Source organism: Actinophytocola sp. (assembly GCF_035942955.1).
Taxonomy (GTDB): Bacteria; Actinomycetota; Actinomycetes; order Mycobacteriales; family Pseudonocardiaceae; genus DASYTH01.
This window is the reverse complement of sequence record NZ_DASZCQ010000323.1, coordinates 23,308-38,165: the sequence shown is the minus strand read 5'-3', so window position 1 is coordinate 38,165 and position 14,858 is coordinate 23,308. Positions and strand designations below refer to the sequence as shown.

The 14,858-nt window shown below is 72.2% G+C and carries 12 protein-coding genes; 7 read left to right on the top strand and 5 right to left on the bottom strand.

Annotated features, from left to right (window positions below; all coding sequences use genetic code 11):
* Positions 1 to 8 precede the first annotated feature (8 nt).
* The 3 genes from VGX25_RS32325 to VGX25_RS32315 form a co-directional block, all read right to left on the bottom strand.
* Positions 9 to 977, bottom strand: coding sequence for a phosphotransferase family protein (locus tag VGX25_RS32325; RefSeq protein ID WP_326921760.1), 969 nt, complete (start codon positions 975 to 977; stop codon positions 9 to 11).
* Positions 978 to 986: 9 nt separating this feature from the next.
* Positions 987 to 1,925 carry a hypothetical protein gene (locus VGX25_RS32320; RefSeq protein ID WP_326921759.1) on the bottom strand — a complete coding sequence of 313 codons (939 nt, stop codon included), beginning with the start codon at positions 1,923 to 1,925 and terminating at the stop codon, positions 987 to 989.
* A 305-nt stretch (positions 1,926 to 2,230) separates the two neighbouring features.
* Positions 2,231 to 5,329, bottom strand: a complete 3,099-nt coding sequence (locus tag VGX25_RS32315; RefSeq protein WP_326921758.1) for an AfsR/SARP family transcriptional regulator — start codon at positions 5,327 to 5,329, stop codon at positions 2,231 to 2,233.
* A gap of 277 nt (positions 5,330 to 5,606) precedes the next feature.
* Between VGX25_RS32315 and VGX25_RS32310 the strand changes: the two genes are divergently transcribed.
* Positions 5,607 to 5,837: a hypothetical protein gene (locus tag VGX25_RS32310; protein WP_326921757.1), complete on the top strand. Its 231-nt coding sequence runs from the start codon at positions 5,607 to 5,609 to the stop codon at positions 5,835 to 5,837.
* Between the two features lie 28 nt (positions 5,838 to 5,865).
* Here the strand turns inward: VGX25_RS32310 and VGX25_RS32305 are convergent, their stop codons facing one another.
* Entirely contained in the window at positions 5,866 to 6,519 is a 654-nt protein-coding gene (locus VGX25_RS32305; RefSeq protein ID WP_326921756.1) for a TetR/AcrR family transcriptional regulator, read from the bottom strand.
* A gap of 129 nt (positions 6,520 to 6,648) precedes the next feature.
* Here VGX25_RS32305 and VGX25_RS32300 point away from each other — a divergent pair, with 129 nt between their 5' ends.
* From VGX25_RS32300 to VGX25_RS32290, 3 genes are read left to right on the top strand one after another with little or no spacing between them, the layout of a single operon-like run.
* Positions 6,649 to 7,896 carry an FAD-binding oxidoreductase gene (locus tag VGX25_RS32300; protein ID WP_326921755.1) on the top strand — a complete coding sequence of 416 codons (1,248 nt, stop codon included), beginning with the start codon at positions 6,649 to 6,651 and terminating at the stop codon, positions 7,894 to 7,896.
* Positions 7,868 to 9,265, top strand: a complete 1,398-nt coding sequence (locus tag VGX25_RS32295) for a DHA2 family efflux MFS transporter permease subunit (RefSeq protein ID WP_326921754.1) — start codon at positions 7,868 to 7,870, stop codon at positions 9,263 to 9,265. Before VGX25_RS32300 ends, VGX25_RS32295 begins: the two co-directional genes overlap by 29 nt.
* An 11-nt stretch (positions 9,266 to 9,276) precedes the next feature.
* Positions 9,277 to 10,272, top strand: coding sequence for an NADPH:quinone reductase (locus VGX25_RS32290; protein WP_326921753.1), 996 nt, complete (start codon positions 9,277 to 9,279; stop codon positions 10,270 to 10,272).
* Here the strand turns inward: VGX25_RS32290 and VGX25_RS32285 are convergent.
* Complete coding sequence (locus VGX25_RS32285) at positions 10,259 to 11,692, bottom strand: MFS transporter (RefSeq protein WP_326921752.1); 1,434 nt, start codon at positions 11,690 to 11,692, stop codon at positions 10,259 to 10,261. The two genes, VGX25_RS32290 and VGX25_RS32285, sit on opposite strands and share 14 nt — an antisense overlap.
* 139 nt (positions 11,693 to 11,831) lie before the next feature.
* Between VGX25_RS32285 and VGX25_RS32280 the strand changes: the two genes are divergently transcribed.
* The 3 genes from VGX25_RS32280 (at position 11,832) to VGX25_RS32270 (ending at position 14,815) form a co-directional block, all read left to right on the top strand.
* Entirely contained in the window at positions 11,832 to 12,689 is an 858-nt protein-coding gene (locus VGX25_RS32280; RefSeq protein WP_326921751.1) for a helix-turn-helix transcriptional regulator, read from the top strand.
* Between the two features lie 79 nt (positions 12,690 to 12,768).
* Complete coding sequence (locus tag VGX25_RS32275; RefSeq protein ID WP_326921750.1) at positions 12,769 to 13,254, top strand: MarR family winged helix-turn-helix transcriptional regulator; 486 nt, start codon at positions 12,769 to 12,771, stop codon at positions 13,252 to 13,254.
* 76 nt (positions 13,255 to 13,330) lie between these two features.
* Entirely contained in the window at positions 13,331 to 14,815 is a 1,485-nt protein-coding gene (locus VGX25_RS32270) for a DHA2 family efflux MFS transporter permease subunit (RefSeq protein WP_326921749.1), read from the top strand.
* Positions 14,816 to 14,858: the final 43 nt, after the last annotated feature.

The window sequence follows — 14,858 nt, the reverse complement described above, 5'->3', positions numbered from 1 at the left end:
CGCTCCCTTCAGCAGATGAGCAGCAGCAGATCCAGCTCGGCCTCGGTGACGCGGCGGCCGATCGCGGCGCGCTCCACCGAGCGCGCCTCCCCGCGCAGGTGCGCGAACGACTGCAGCTGACAGATCACGCCCCACTTCAGGGCGCCGAGAACCTCCCAGAACCGCACCCGCTCCGCAGCGATCGCCGAGCCGTACGCCGCGTCGAGGTCCCGGCGCGCACCGAACCCGCCGACCTCACCGGCCCCGCCGAACCGCCACGCCCGGGTGCACAGCCATCCGATGTCTTCCATCGGATCGCCGAGATGCGCCAGCTCCCAGTCCAGCACGGCGACCAGACCGCGCTCGTCGACGAGCAGGTTGCCGGTGCGGAAATCCCCGTGCACCAAGGTGATCGGCCCCGGCGGCGGCAGGTTGTCCCGCAACCAGCGCAGGCCGAGCTCGAACGCCGGCACCGGCTGGCCCACCGAGCGGTGCAGCGACTCCAGCAGCGCCACCTGTTCGCGGGCCGGCAGCCGGGGCAGCGCGGGCAGCCGGACCACCGGCACGGCGTGGATCGCGGCCAGCGCCGCCGCGCAGTCGGCGACCAGCCGCTCCCGGGCGGCGGAGTAGGCCTCGTCGCGGAGCAACCGCCGCGGAATGGTCTCCCCGGCCAGCCGCTCCATCACGTACCCGGTGCCGAGCGCGGCATCCTCGGCGAAGATCGCCAGCACCCTTGCCGCCGGCACCCCCGCCTCGGCGGCGACCCGCTGCACAAGGGGTTCGGTCCGGGCGTCCAGCCCCAAGCTCACGCCGCCGCGCCCGGCGTCCCGCCGCAGGATCAGCGCGTGCCCGGCGCCCGAACCGTCGGTCACGTCGAGCGACCAGGTGTCGGCCGAGGCCCCGCCCGTCACCGGGTGCATCCGCTCGACCGTCACGGGTCCGGGCAGGACCTCGGCCAGCAGCTTCGCCACGGCATCGGAGTCCAGCCCGCGTCCCATGCGGCGCCGTTACTCGGAGCGGCGTACGCCGAGACCGCGCTCGAGCGCGGCGCGGTGCAGCTCGCAGGCCAGCTGGGCGTCCAGCGTGTCGGTGCTGAGCAGCTCGACGAGCAGGGTGTCGTCGAGATGCGTGCGGCCGGGGTGGCCGCCGGTCAGCACCTCGCCCAGCGGGGCCTCGATGTGCGGGCGGCGGCGCCCACCGGTGGTCCGGGTCGGCGCCCCGACGCCGATCCGGCTGGACAGGTGGGACCGGATGAAGTAGCGGTGCCGGTTGGCCTCGAGCGCCTTGGCGTCGTCGACGTAGATCTCGTCAACGCCGTTGACCAGCTCGACCGGCAGGTCCTGCCCGGTGGCGTTGACCACGACCGCGCCCCTCGGCAGCTGCCCGGGGATCAGCGGCCACGGCCCGCCGTCGGCGATGATCACCAGGTTGGCGCCGAACACCGCCTCGGCCATGCCGGACGTGACGGACAGCCCGATGCCGGCCAGGTCGACCTGGTCCACCACCCGCGGCTCGAGCGGGAAACCCCCGCCCGGGGTCGGGCACACCGCGATGTGGCTGACGTCCGGCACGTGGCGGGCGATCACCGCGAGCTGCAGCTGGGCCGCCGGGCTGGTGCCCAGCACGGTGGCGGTGACCACGGTCGGGGTGAGCATCTGCCGGGCGGCGAGCGCGCCCAGGGTGGCGGTCCGGGACGCGCGCAGGCCGTCGGCCGGCAGCAGGCACCGCTCGCCGGTGCCGGGGTCCTCGAGCAGGGCGCGCTCGGTTCCGTCGTCGTCCTTGGTGGTGCGCTGCCATGCGACGAAGCGGCCGAGGTGGTGCGGGTTCCAGTCGACGCGGTCGTCCGTGCGGCCGGTCAGCTCGTCGACGAGCAGGTCAACCGGGTTGATCTGCTCGAACGCGGTCCACAGAGCGTCGCCGTCGAGCTCGAGTATTGATCTGGCCATGTGGACTGCCTTTCCTGGTCCGCTCCCGATTCTACCGGCTGGCGCGCACAATGTGTGCACGGAATCTTCTCAATTTCTATCGGCCGACCACCGGTCGGGAGAAAGAATCCTGACAGCCGGCACAAAGCCGATCGAAGGCGCCGAGCGGTGAACTGGCTTCGGGCAGCAAGAAAGAATCACGAAGTAAGCGCCAGAATATCAACGGCGCGCCTTTGTGATTGTGATATCTGAAAGTTGGTGGAAGGCGGCCGTTGTCCAGCCGGGGACACCGGCCGTTCTTCCTACGGATAACCAGTCCTGGCGCGCTAGGCCCGATCCGCCCGGTCCGCCGAGGTCGGACCCCTGGTCGCGGTTGCCGACCGGGCCCGCGACAGCCCGGCGCGCAGCTCGGCCGACTCCCGGGAATCGACCCCGGCCAGCAGCGCCGCGGCCTCGGCCGTCTCATTGCCGGCCAATTCCTCGTCCCCTTCGGCGGAATGGACCTCGGCCAGCAGGATCAGCGTCTTGGCGTGCCACAACCCCGAACCCACCTGGTCGAACAGCTGCCGGGCCTCGCTCAGATGTGCCGCGGCCGCCGAATGACTGCCCCTGGCCAGCGCAATCTCGCCGAGCGCGTACAGCGCCTGCCCCTCGACCAGCTGCTCGCCGACCCGCCGGGCCACGTCCAGCGCGTGCACCAGCGTGGTCACCGCGTTGTCCAGCCGGCCCTCCCGGTGCCGCACGATGCCCAGCCCGTACAGGGCGTACGCCTCGCCGATCGGATCGCCGAGGTCACGCACGATGCGCAGCGCCCGGTGCAACGCCTGCCTGGCCAGCTCGATCCGGTCGGTGTGCAGGTACAGCTCGGCGAACCGGTACAGCGCCTGGGCCTCGCCGCGCAGGCAGTGGACCTCCTGGCAGATGGCCAGCGACTCCTCGAGCATCCGCTGCGCGCGCCCGACGTCGCCGTTGTCCACCTCGAACTTCGCCAGGCTGCGCAGGACGTGCGCCTCGCCGACGCGGTCGCCGACGTCGCGCAGGATGCGCAGCGCCTCGGTGTACTTGGCCAGCATGTCGGCGGTCTTGCCGTGCAGCCCGTCCACGAACGCCGCGTTGCGCAGCACCAGCCCGCAGCCGTGCGCGTTGTCCTCGGCCCGGAACATCTCCAGCGCCTCGGCAAGGCAGCGCTCCGACTCGTCGAGCCGCTTCTGGAACAGGTGCAGCGTGCCCAGCGAGTAGAGCATCGCCGCCTCGCCGGTGCGGTTGCCGGCCTTGCGCGCGACGTCCAGGGCGAGCTGGGCGGTCTCCCGCCAGTCGTCGAAGTAGCCCTTGGCCTCGAACAGCGTGACCGACGTCAGCGCGAGATCCCAGCACAGCTCGTCCATGCCCGCCTCGGCGGCCTGCCGGACCGCGGCCACCATGGCCCGCCGCTCGCTGGCCCACCACTCCATCGGGTTGCCGACCGAGTCCATGCCGTGCCGCTGGCTCGGTTGCCACCGCTTCGCGCTGCCGTGCAGGATCGTGTAGTCGCCGCCGTGATCCTTGCGGTGGGCCTCCTCGGCCAGCCCGAGCCAGGCGCCAAGCACCCTGGTCAGCGCGGCCTCCCGCTCGGCCTCGGACTCGGTGGCCATCAGCTGCTCGCGGGCGTAGACCCGGATCAGGTCGTGGAACCGGTAGCGCAGCTGACGCGCGCCCGGCAGGTCGACGGTGTCCAGGACCTGGGCGTCGACCAGGGTCTCCAGCACGTCCTCCGCCTGGTACAGACCGGTGTCCAGCAGCGCGGCGGCCGTCCACGCCGGGAAGTGCGGCGCCTCGATCAGCGCGACCAGCCCGAACAGCCGCTTGGCCTGCTTGCTGAGCCCCCGGTAGGTCAGGCCGATGTTGGAGCGCAGCTCCAACCCGTGATGAGCCAGCTCGTCGAGCCGGCGGGCCTCGTCCTCCAGCCGCGCGACCAGCCCGTCGATACGCCAGTGCGGCCGCGACGCCAGCCGGGCGCCGGCGATCCGCAGCGCAAGCGGCAGCCCGCCGCAGAAGTCCACCAGCTCGTTGGACGCGGCGCGCTCGGCCTCCACCCGGTCCGAGCCGATGATCTTGGCGAGCAGCTCCAGCGACATGTCGGCGTCGAACACGTCCACGTCCGCCCAGTGCGCGCCGGACAGGCCGGACAGCCGCGCCCGGCTGGTCGTGATCACGGCACAAGTCGGGCTGCCGGGCAGCAGCGGGACGACCTGCTCCTCACTGGTCACGTCGTCCAGCACGACCAGCAACCGCTTGTCGGCCAGCCGGCTGCGGTACATCTCCACCCGTTCCTGCAGGTCCTCCGGGACCGCCGGGCCGCTGACCCCCAGCGCCCGCAGGAACCGGGCCAGCAGCGTGGCCGTGGGATCCTCGCCGCCCGGCGCCTGCATGTCGGCGTAGAGGTGGCCGTCGGGGAAGGCGTCGGCCAGCTCGTGCGCAACCCGGATGGCCAGGCTGGACTTGCCCACCCCGCCCTTGCCGGAGATGGCCACGATCCGCATGGCGGCCGCGTCCGGCCGCTCGGCCAGCAGCTGCTTGATCTCCCCGAGATGGCCTTGCCGCCCGGTGAAGTCGGCGATGCTCGCCGGCAGCTGCCGCGGGATGACGATCTGCTCGGTCGACGACGCGGGTGCGGTGGCCGCCGGATGCTCGTCGGCGGACCTGGCCGACGCCGACGGCGCGGCGGTGACCGGCAGGTCCAGCGCCGGGTCGCGGTTGAGGATCGCCCGCTCGAGGGCCTGCAGCTCCTGGCCGGGGTCGATGCCCAGCTCCTCGACCAGCGTGGTGCGCGCCAGCCGGCACACCTCGAGCGCCTCGGCCTGCCGGCCGGAGCGGTACAACGCGAGCATCAGCAGCCCGTACAGCTTCTCGTGCAGCGGATGCTCGTTGACGAGGGCCCGCAGCTCGCCGGTGATCTCCTCGTGCCGCCCGAGGGCGAGGTCGAGCCGCAGCCGCTCCTCGACCGCCGACAGCCGGCGATCCTCGAGCAGCGCGGCGCCGCGTTGGACCAGGTCGCTGTGCACGCCGGCCAGCGCCGGGCCCCGCCACAGGGCCAGCGCGCCGCGCAGCGTGGCCGCGGCCTCGTCCAGCCGCCCGGCGTCGCCATGGGTCCGTGCCAGCAGCACCATGCTGGCGAACTGCTCGCTGTCCAGCTCGCTGGCGGGGATCTCGAGCAGGTAGCCGGGCGGCCGCGTCTTGATCGCGTCCGGCTGCCCGGCGTCGGCGAACAGCTTGCGCAGCGCCGAGATGCAGATCTGGATCTGTCCGCGGGCCGTCGAGGGCGGGGAGGTGTCCCACACGGCGTCGATCAACTGCTCGACCGGTGTCACCCGATTGGCGTTGAGCCCCAGCATCGCCAACACGACCCGCTGCCGTGGCCCGCCGATATCCAACGAGCGGCGATCCACAACAAGCTCGATGGGTCCGAGAAGTCTGAGCCCCAAGACGTTCCCCTCTCAGACCGACCCGGACCCGTGTTGCCCATCGTAAAACGCTCCGCATAACTGCAGAAGCGGCACGCTGCCGGCGGCAACTTGCACTGCCGGGTAAACCCGTGCCCCCGATCACCAATACGGCGGCAATCCCACACCGCCGCCGCACGACTTTCGCCGCACCTCTACCTAGTCAGCCCGCACTCCTCCCGGAGGACGGGCCCCGTTCCATTCTCCCCGCGCGGGCCCACAAATGATCTTGAACGGGGACGTCGTCCACGGAATCGGTTCGAGCTGGCTTCGAGGTACACGCGATCTTCGGGGCGCCGAGCCCGCCGGGGGACGGAGCGTCGCGTCGACGTTCGTCTGGTCCCTCGTCCTGCTCGCGGTGGCCTTCGTGCCGGCGCTGTTCCTGCCGAGGGGCAAGCCGGCCGATCCGGCGGCCGCCCCGGAGGACGAGGTCAGGGAGCCCGTGGCGGTGTAACGAAGCGTGAAGGTCCCCTTCGCTCCGGTCAGTCCGGCGAAGGGGACCTTCGCATCTCCTGGAGATCGTCGAACGTCATCGCCGGGCCACCGATGTCGGCCTCGGCGCCCTGCGTGGCACGCAGGCCGTTGATCAGCAGGTCGAGGTGGCGGTGGCCGAGCCGGTCGTTGACCTCGCGCGGGAAGCTGCCGGGCAGCGGCCGGGACAGCCGGACCACCAGCGTGCCGATGTCGCCGAAGGTCACGTCCGGGCGCAGCGCGCCGTCCCGCTTGGCGGCGTCGATCAGGCCCTGGATCAGCTTGACCCCGGGGTCGCTGACCGCCCGGATCTCCTCGTCGTCCATGGAGATCTCGTCGAGCAGCGCGGGAATCACCGCGGCCACGCGGATATCCAGCGCGCGGTGCATGTAGCGGGCCAGCCCGCGGAACGCGTCGGGCTCCTCCTCGGTGGCCAGCCGGGCCTCCTCCGCGGTGCGCTCCAGCGCATCCAGCACCACCGCCCGCATCAGCGCGTGCCGGTAGGGAAAGCGCCGGTAGAGCGTGGCGATGCCGGTCCCGGCGCGCCGGGCGATCTCCTCGAGCGGGGCGCCGGGGCCCAGCTCGACGAACACGTCCCGGGCCGCGGCCAGGATCCGGTCGCGGTTCTGCCTGGCGTCGGCCCGCAGCGGGCGCGCTTCCTGCATGGGCCCAGCATAGCAGCCAATCGGAGGGAAAATCTCCACTTTCGTGCGCAAAAGTGGAGACAAATCCTCCGCATGGTGCTAACGTAGCCATCAAACGGAGGAAGTACCTCCACATGATGGGAGACGACGATGAGCAAGCGACTCGAGGCCACCTTCCGCGGCCGGGTGCTCCGGCCCGGCGACGGCGACTACGACACCCAGCGGGCCGCGGTCAACCCCGGCTTGGACGCGCGGCCGGTGCTGGTCGCCGAGGCCGCCGGCCCTCGCGACGTCCAGGCGGCCGTGACCTGGGCCCGCACCACCGGCGTCCCGCTGGCCGTGCAGGCCACCGGGCACGGCACCCACGTCCCGTCCGACGGGGCCTTACTGCTCAAGACCTCCCGGATGGCCGGGGTCCTCGTCGACCCCGACCGGCGGGCGGCAAGGGCCGGACCCGGCACCCGGTGGGCCGAGGTGATCACGGCCGCGGCGCCGTTCGGCCTGGCGCCGCTGTCCGGGACGGCGCCGGGCGTCGGCGTCGCCGGCTACACGCTCGGCGGCGGCTTCGGCCAGCTGTCCAGGGCATTCGGCCTCGCCGCCGAGAGCCTGGTGCGCGCCGACGTGGTCACCGCCGACGGGAGCCTGGTCACCGTGAGCCGGGAGCGCCACCCCGAGCTGTTCTGGGCGCTGCGCGGCGGCGGCGGCAACTTCGGCGTGGTGACCTCGCTGGAGTTCCGGCTGCACCCGGTCGCCGAGGTCTACGCCGGCGTGGCGCGCTTCCCGGTCGAGCGGGCGGCGGAGTTCCTTGCCCGGTACCGCGACTGGGCGCCGACCGCGCCCGACGAGCTGAGCACGGGCGTCCTGCTCGGCCAAGGCCGGACGTTCACCGTCAAGGTCCTGCACATCGGCGACGGCGCCGCGGCCCGGCGTGCTCTTCGTCCACTGTGGAGCGAACCGGTCCACGAGGAGCTGCGCGCGGTGGCCTACGCCGACGTCAAGCTCCCCGCGCTGCCGCCGTTCGGCTTCGGGCTGTTCGACACGCTGCCCGACCCGGTGATCGACGGCATCGTCGTTGCCGAGACTCAAGTCGAGATCAAGCAGTGGGGCGGAGCATTGGCGAGGCCGGTCGCCGACGCCGGCCCGGCCGGACACCCTACCGCGCAGTTCTCCGTGTCCGGGCCGGGAGCTGCCGAGGCGATCGGGCGGCGTGGCAACGGCGGCTCGTTCCTGAACTTCCTGCACGACCCGGCGGCGGTCCGGACCGCGTTCACCCCGGAGAGCTTCCGGCGGCTGCGCGCGGTCAAGCGGGCCTACGACCCGGACAACGTGTTCCACGTCAACCTCAACATCCGCCCGGAGGGAGAGCGCGATGACGACCGCGACTACCGACCGGCTTGACCGCCGGCTGCTCGCCCTTGGCAGCGTGGTCGTGCTGGGGACCATTCTGTCCATTTTGGACGCGACGATCGTCAACGTGGCGATCAACACGTTGGCGACGGAGTTCGGCGCGCCGATCGCCACCATCCAGTGGGTGCTGACCGCCTACCTGCTCGGCTTCGCCAGCGTGATCCCGGTGGCCGGCTGGGCCACCAACCGGTTCGGCGCCAAGCGGGTCTGGATCGGCTCGGTTTCGGTGTTCCTGGCCGGCTCCGCGCTTGCCGGCGTCGCCTGGTCGGTGGGCTCGCTGATCGCCTTCCGGGTGCTGCAGGGGGTCGGCGCCGGCCTGATCCTTCCGGTCGGCCAGGCGATCCTGGCCCAGGCGGCCGGGCCGCAGCGGATGGCCAGGGTGCTGAGCATGATCGGCATTCCGCTGCTGATGGGCTCGGTGGCCGGGCCGGTGATCGGCGGGCTGATCGTGACCACGATCAGCTGGCGGTGGATCTTCCTGGTCAACCTGCCGATCGGCGCCGTGGCCGTGGTCTTCGCCGCGCGGCTGCTGCCGGCCGGCGAGGCGCGGCCCGGGGCCCGGCTCGACGTCCGCGGGCTGGTGTTGCTCTGCGCCGGCGTCACCGCGCTCACCTACGGGCTGTCCGAGGCGGGGGTCGACGGCGGGTTCGGCGGCGCGAGCACGCTGGCCTGGCTGGCCGCCGGCGCGGCGCTGATCGCCGGATACGTGGCGCACGCCGCGAACCGGAAGGGTCGCGCGCTGATCGACCTGTCGCTGTTCCGGCAGCGCGCGTTCGCCACGTCGGCGGTGACCAACCTGCTGATCGCGGTCGCGCTGTTCGGCATGCTGGTGCTGATTCCCTTGTACTGGCAGCTGATCCGTGGCCAGGACGCGCTGGCCACCGGTCTGCTGCTGACACCGCAGGCGATCGGCGCGGGCGTCGCGATGCCGCTGGCCGGCCGGATCACCGACCGGGCGGGCGCAGGCGTGGTCGTCCCGATCGGGTTGGGGCTCGCGCTGGCCGGCACGCTGGCCTACACCCAGGTCACCGCGGACACGTCCTACGTGCTGCTGGCCGCGGCGCTGTTCACGATCGGGCTCGGTCTCGGCGCGTCGATCATGCCGTCCATGGCCGCGGCGTACCACGGCATGACGCGTGCCGACGTGCCGGCCGCGACCAGCGCGCTGACCACCGTGCAGCGGCTGGGATCGTCGATCGGCACCGCGGTGCTGGCGGTGGTGCTGCAGCGCTCGATCGGGTCCGGGGCGGCGGGTTTCGGCTCGACGTTCTGGGTCGCCCTGGCGCTGATCGCCGTCGCCCTGGTGCCCGCGCTGATGCTGCCCCGCCTGCGCCGGGAACAACCGGCCGCCGCGGCCTGATTGAAGGAGGTATGAAGGCCATCATCTACGCCCGCAAGGGCGGATTCGAGCTCGTGGACCGGCCGGTGCCCGAACCGGGGCCCGGCCAGGTCCGCGTCAAGGTCGCCGTGTCCGCGGTGAACCCGACCGACTGGAAGCAACGCAGCCGGGTCGACGAGCCCGAGGGCGAGATCGTGCCCAACCAGGACGGCGCCGGCGTGATCGACGCGGTCGGCCCGGACACGCCGGACCGTTCGGTGGGCCAACGGGTCTGGCTGTGGGACGCGAACTGGCAGCGCCCGGACGGCACGGCGCAGGAGTACGTCGTGCTGCCGGCCCGGCAGGCGGTGCCGCTGCCCGACGGGGCGTCGTTCGAGCTGGGCGCGGACCTCGGCATCCCCGCCCGGACCGCGCACCGCGCCCTGACCCTGCACGACAACGACCGGCTCGGGCCCGGCGCGCTCGCCGGGCAGACCGTGCTGGTCGCCGGGGGCGCCGGCGCGGTGGGCAACGCGGCGATCCAGCTCGCCAAGTGGGCCGGCGCCACGGTGATCACCACGGTCAGCAGCCCGGAGAAGGCCGAGCTGGCCAGGGCGGCCGGGGCCGACCACGTGGTCAACTACCGCACCGAGGACGCGGCCGCCGTGATCGGCTCGCACGCGCCGGACGGAGTGGACATCGTCGTCGAGGTGTCGCCCGCCGGCAACGCCGAGCTCGACGCGGCCGTCCTGGCCCCCAACGGCGTCGTCGCCGTCTACGCCACCGATGGCGGCGACCGGGTCACCCTACCGGTGCGTTCCCTGATGTGGCGCAACATCCGCTACGAGTTCCTGCTGCTCTACACGATTCCCGAGGCAGCGAAGGACAATGCGGTGGCCGACGTGTCGGCGGCCGTCGAGGCGGGCGCGTTCCGGGTCGGCAAGGACGCCGGGTTGCCGCTGCACCACTACCCCCTCGAGCGGACCAAGGAGGCCCACGACGCCGTCCAGGGCGGCGCCGTGGGCAAGGTGCTGATCACGTTGACCTGACGACGGTTCTGGTCAGCGCCACCGCGGCCAGCGCGCCGAACCCGAGCAGGACCGCGACCCACACCAGGGCGGTGGCGATCGCCCCCGCGGAGGCGAGCGGACCGGGCCGGCCGGCCAGCGTCAGGAACAGGCTGCCGAACGTCGTGACGCCGACCACCTGGCCCAGCTGCACGGTGGTGGTGAGCAGCCCGCTGGCGTCCGCCGCCTCCGACAGCGGCACCCGCACCAGGGCGTTGGTCAGCAGCGGGCTGAACGCCGCGCCCATGGCCGCGGCGAACCCCAGCAGACCCACCTGCAGCCACACCCCGCCGTGCGTGCCGCCCCGCAGCGCCGCCGCGACGATCAGGTACGCGCCGACGGTCAGCACGAAACCGGCGGGCGTCAGCAGGTGGTGGATCCGACCGGGCAGCCGGCGCCAGTAGAACCCGAACAGCCCGAACACCGCGGCGGCCGGGGCGAAGGTCAGGCTGGCCCGCAGCGCGCTGTCGCCGAGCCCGGCCTGCAGGTGCAGGGTGAAGACGAACAGGAACCCGCCGTAGGCTGTCATGCCCGCGCCCAGCGCGAGCAGCCCGGACCGCACCCCGGGCACCCGCAGCACGTCCAGGCGCAGCAACGGATCCCCGCCGCGGGCGGCCACCCGGCGCTCCACCACCACGAACACCGCGGCCAGCGCCAGCCCGGCGGCGATGCTGACGAAGATCCACGCCGGCCAGCCCCGCTCGTGCCCGAGCACCAGCGGCAGCACCACGAGGAACACCGCGGGAACCGCCACCGCCAGCCCGGCGAGGTCGAGCCGGCGGGTGCCCCGCGGGCCGTCCGGCGGCACCAGCCGCGGCACCAGCACGGCCACGAGCAGTCCCAACGGCACGTTGACCAGGAACACCGGCCGCCAACCCGTGCCGAGCAGGTCGGCGGACACCAGCAGCCCGCCGAGCATCGACCCGGCGATCGCGCCCACCGCGATCACCGCCGAGAACGCGCTCAGCGCCGTGGCCCGCGCCGGGCCGTGGAACCGGATCTGGATCATGCTCATGATCTGCGGCACCATCAGGCTCGCCCCGGCGCCCTGCAGGAACCGCGCGACGATCAGCGTGGTGGCGTCCGGCGCGAGGCCGCACAGCAGCGAGCTCGCGGTGAACACCAGCAGCCCGGTCAGGAACACCCGGCGCCGGCCGTACAGGTCGCCCAGCCGGGCCCCGGTGATCAGCAGCATCGCGTAGCTGACCGTGTATCCCGCGACGATCAGCTGCAGCTCGGCGCCCGACGCGGCCAGGTCGAGCCGCATCGCGGGCATCGCGACGTTGACGATCGTGACGTCGAGCAGCGCCATGAACTGGCCGGCGAGCAGCACGGCGAGCATGGGCCACCGCGCGCCGCCCGGCTCCGCCGGCCGTTGGAGGAGATCCGCCTGTGTGGTCATGGTTCGACCTTGGCGGCGGGAACACCGGGCACCCGAGAGCCGCTTGATGCTGGTATCCGCAGCACCCGGCTGAGCGCGGAGATGCCCGGGGATGGCGGATGGGTCAAAAATGTCAGACCCCTCGGGGAGGATCATCGACGTGACCGCCACAGCGATGCCAGCACCGCCGCGCCGAGCGGCGTTGGGCCACTTCCTCAAGGCGCACCGAGCCCGGCTGAGCCCGCAAGACGTCGGGCTGCCGGCCGGTGCCCGCCGGCGCACCTCCGGCCTGCGCCGGGAGGAGGTGGCGCTGCTCGCGGGCGTCGGTGTCACCTGGTACACCTGGCTCGAGCAGGGCCGGCCGATCAACGCCAGCGACCAGGTGCTCGACGCGGTGGCGCGCACGCTGCGGCTCAACCCCGCCGAGCGCGCGCACCTCTACCAGCTCGCCGACGCGGCGCCCAGGTACCCGCCGGTGGCCGGGACCGTGCCCGAGTCGCTGCACGAGATGCTGCGCTCGCTCGATCCGCTGCCGGCGTCGCTGATCAACGGCCGGTACGACGTGCTGGCCAGGAACCGGGCGCAGGAGGACCTGTTCCGGGCCTGGCACCCGTTGCCGTGCGTGCACGGCAACGTCCTGTGGTGCTGCTTCGCCGAGCCCGGTGGTCGCGAGAAGCTGGTCGACTACGAAGCGGAGGTTCGCCATCTCGTCGCGCGCCTACGAGCCGAGTACGCCGCACACATCGGTGATCCCGAGTGGGAGGAGGACATTCGCCGGCTGGCCGAGCGCAGCCCGGACTTCGCCGAGCTGTGGGCGCGGCACGAGGTCGCCGCCCCCGCCGAGCGGGTCCGGCGGTTCCGGCATCCGCAGGTCGGGCTGCTCACCTTGGTCTACACCGAGCTTGCCGTGCCCGCCGAGGGCCTGCGCATGGCGGTGTACACGCCGAGGGACGCCGAGACCCGACACCGGTTGTCGCTCACCCGCTCGCGCGAGCAGCGGCTCGCCAGGGTCGGCTGACGGCAACCCGCTGGTAACGCACAAGTCATTCGGTAGGCAGATAATCCCGTAACAGATAGTTTCTTGCTACCCTGGAGGAATGGGCACAGTAGCTCCGACGGAGGTCGAGCACGACCTCATGTTCCTCCTGTCGCAGGCCAGCCACGTGCTGCAGACGGAGCTGACCGCCGCGCTGACCGGGCTCGGGGTCTCCCCGCGGCACTACTGCGTGCTGTCCCATGCGATGGCCGGCGATCTGTCCCAGATCCGGCTGGCCGAGCTGTGCGGCCTGGACAAGACGACCATGGTCGTCACCATGGACGAGCTGGAGAAGGCCGGGCTGGCCGAGCGCCGGCCGTCGGCCACCGACCGCAGGGCCCGCATCGTCGCCGTCACCGAGGCCGGCGAGGAGATGGTGGCCAAGGCGCACGACGTCGTGGCCGGCATCTACGCCGACGTGCTGGCCGCTCTGCCCGACGGCGACCGGGAGGGCTTCGTCAACGGGTTGGAGCTTCTGGTCAGGGGCCGACTGTCCACACCGGTCCACTGTGACCGCGTCGTGAGACGGCGTTCACCCAAGGCGTAACTCGTCTGAAAATAGATCGTCCCGAACGAAACTATCTGCTACGGTCGCACCTGGAACCACAACCAGGAGGGGATCCGTGGCACACACCGTTCCAACGACCTCGTCGACCTCGTCGACACGAGATACACGCTGGCTGGCGCTCTACGTGCTGTGCACCGGCATGCTCATGATCGTCCTGGACATGACGATCGTGAACGTGGCGCTGCCGGCGATCCAGTCCGACCTCGGTTTCACCCAGACCGGCCTGGCCTGGGTGGTCAACGCCTACCTGATCGCCTTCGGCGGTCTGCTGCTGCTGGCCGGGCGGCTCGGGGACCTCGTCGGCCGCAAACGCGTCTTCCTGATCGGGCTCGGCGTGTTCACGGTGGCGTCCGTGCTGTGCGGGGCGTCGACCAGCGCGGCGATGCTGATCATCTCGCGGTTCGTCCAGGGGGTCGGCGGGGCCATGGCCACCGCCGTGACGCTCGGCATGATCGTGACGATGTTCCCCGAGCAGCGCGAGCAGACCAAGGCGATCGGGGTGTTCAGCTTCGTGGCCGCCGCCGGCGCTTCGGTCGGCCTGCTGCTCGGCGGCGTGCTGACCCAGTCGCTCAACTGGCACTGGATCTTCTTCGTCAACATCCCGATCGGCATCGCCGCCGCGCTGCTGACCGCGCGGCTGGTCCCGAGCGACCGTGGGATCGGCTTCGGCAGGGGCGCCGACGTGCTGGGCGCGTTCCTGGTCACCGCGTCGCTGATGCTGCTGGTCTACACGATCGTCAAGACCGAGGAGCACGGCTGGGGCTCGGCGCACACGCTCGGCCTCGGCGCGCTGGCCATCGTGCTGCTGATCGGGTTCATCGTCCGCCAGTTCCGGGCGGCCAACCCGCTGCTGCCGATGCGGATCTTCAAGTCGCGCAACGTGGCCGGCGGGAACCTGATCCAGATCATGATGGTGGCCGGCATGTTCGGCATGTTCTTCCTCGGCACGCTGTACATGCAGAAGGTGCTCGGCTACGACGCGCTGGAGATCGGCCTGGCGTTCCTGCCGACCGCGGTCGCCATCGGCGGCCTGTCGGTCGGTCTGTCGGCCCGGCTCATCACCCGGTTCGGCGCACGACCGGTGCTGGTCACCGGCCTCTCGCTGGCCCTGGTCGGGCTGCTGCTGTTCACCCGCACGCCGGTCGACGGGGAGTTCCTCGCCGACGTGCTGGCCCCGGTCCTGCTGGTGGGCCTCGGCATGGGGCTGGCGTTCCCGAGCCTGATGACGCTGGCCATGTCCGGTGCCACGCAGAGCGACGCCGGGCTGGCGTCCGGCCTGGTCAACACGACCGCTCAGGTCGGCGGCGCGCTGGGGCTCGCGGTCCTGGCCACGCTGGCCACCGGGCGCACGACCGCGCTGCTCGCCGAGGGGAACCCGGTCCCCGCCGCCCTGACCGGCGGCTTCCACCTCGCGTTCTGGATCGGCGCCGGGCTGCTCGCGGTGGGCATCACGCTTGGCGTGTTCCTGCTGCAGTCCAAGCCGGCCATGCACGCCGAGGAGGAGCCCGCGGCCGAGGAGCCGGTTCTGGACGCCGCGTAAGGGTTTCGCCGGGGGGCAATGGCCCGGTCCACCGCCGGTTGTC

Excerpts from the sequence above, each read along its gene's own strand:
- VGX25_RS32325 (WP_326921760.1), bottom strand. The coding sequence starts at position 977 with ATGGGACGCGGGCTGGACTCCGATGCCGTGGCGAAGCTGCTGGCCGAG.
- VGX25_RS32320 (WP_326921759.1), bottom strand. The coding sequence starts at position 1,925 with ATGGCCAGATCAATACTCGAGCTCGACGGCGACGCTCTGTGGACCGCG.
- VGX25_RS32310 (WP_326921757.1), top strand. The coding sequence starts at position 5,607 with ATGATCTTGAACGGGGACGTCGTCCACGGAATCGGTTCGAGCTGGCTT.
- VGX25_RS32305 (WP_326921756.1), bottom strand. The coding sequence starts at position 6,519 with ATGCAGGAAGCGCGCCCGCTGCGGGCCGACGCCAGGCAGAACCGCGAC.
- VGX25_RS32300 (WP_326921755.1), top strand. The coding sequence starts at position 6,649 with ATGAGCAAGCGACTCGAGGCCACCTTCCGCGGCCGGGTGCTCCGGCCC.
- VGX25_RS32295 (WP_326921754.1), top strand. The coding sequence starts at position 7,868 with ATGACGACCGCGACTACCGACCGGCTTGACCGCCGGCTGCTCGCCCTT.
- VGX25_RS32290 (WP_326921753.1), top strand. The coding sequence starts at position 9,277 with ATGAAGGCCATCATCTACGCCCGCAAGGGCGGATTCGAGCTCGTGGAC.
- VGX25_RS32285 (WP_326921752.1), bottom strand. The coding sequence starts at position 11,692 with ATGACCACACAGGCGGATCTCCTCCAACGGCCGGCGGAGCCGGGCGGC.
- VGX25_RS32275 (WP_326921750.1), top strand. The coding sequence starts at position 12,769 with ATGGGCACAGTAGCTCCGACGGAGGTCGAGCACGACCTCATGTTCCTC.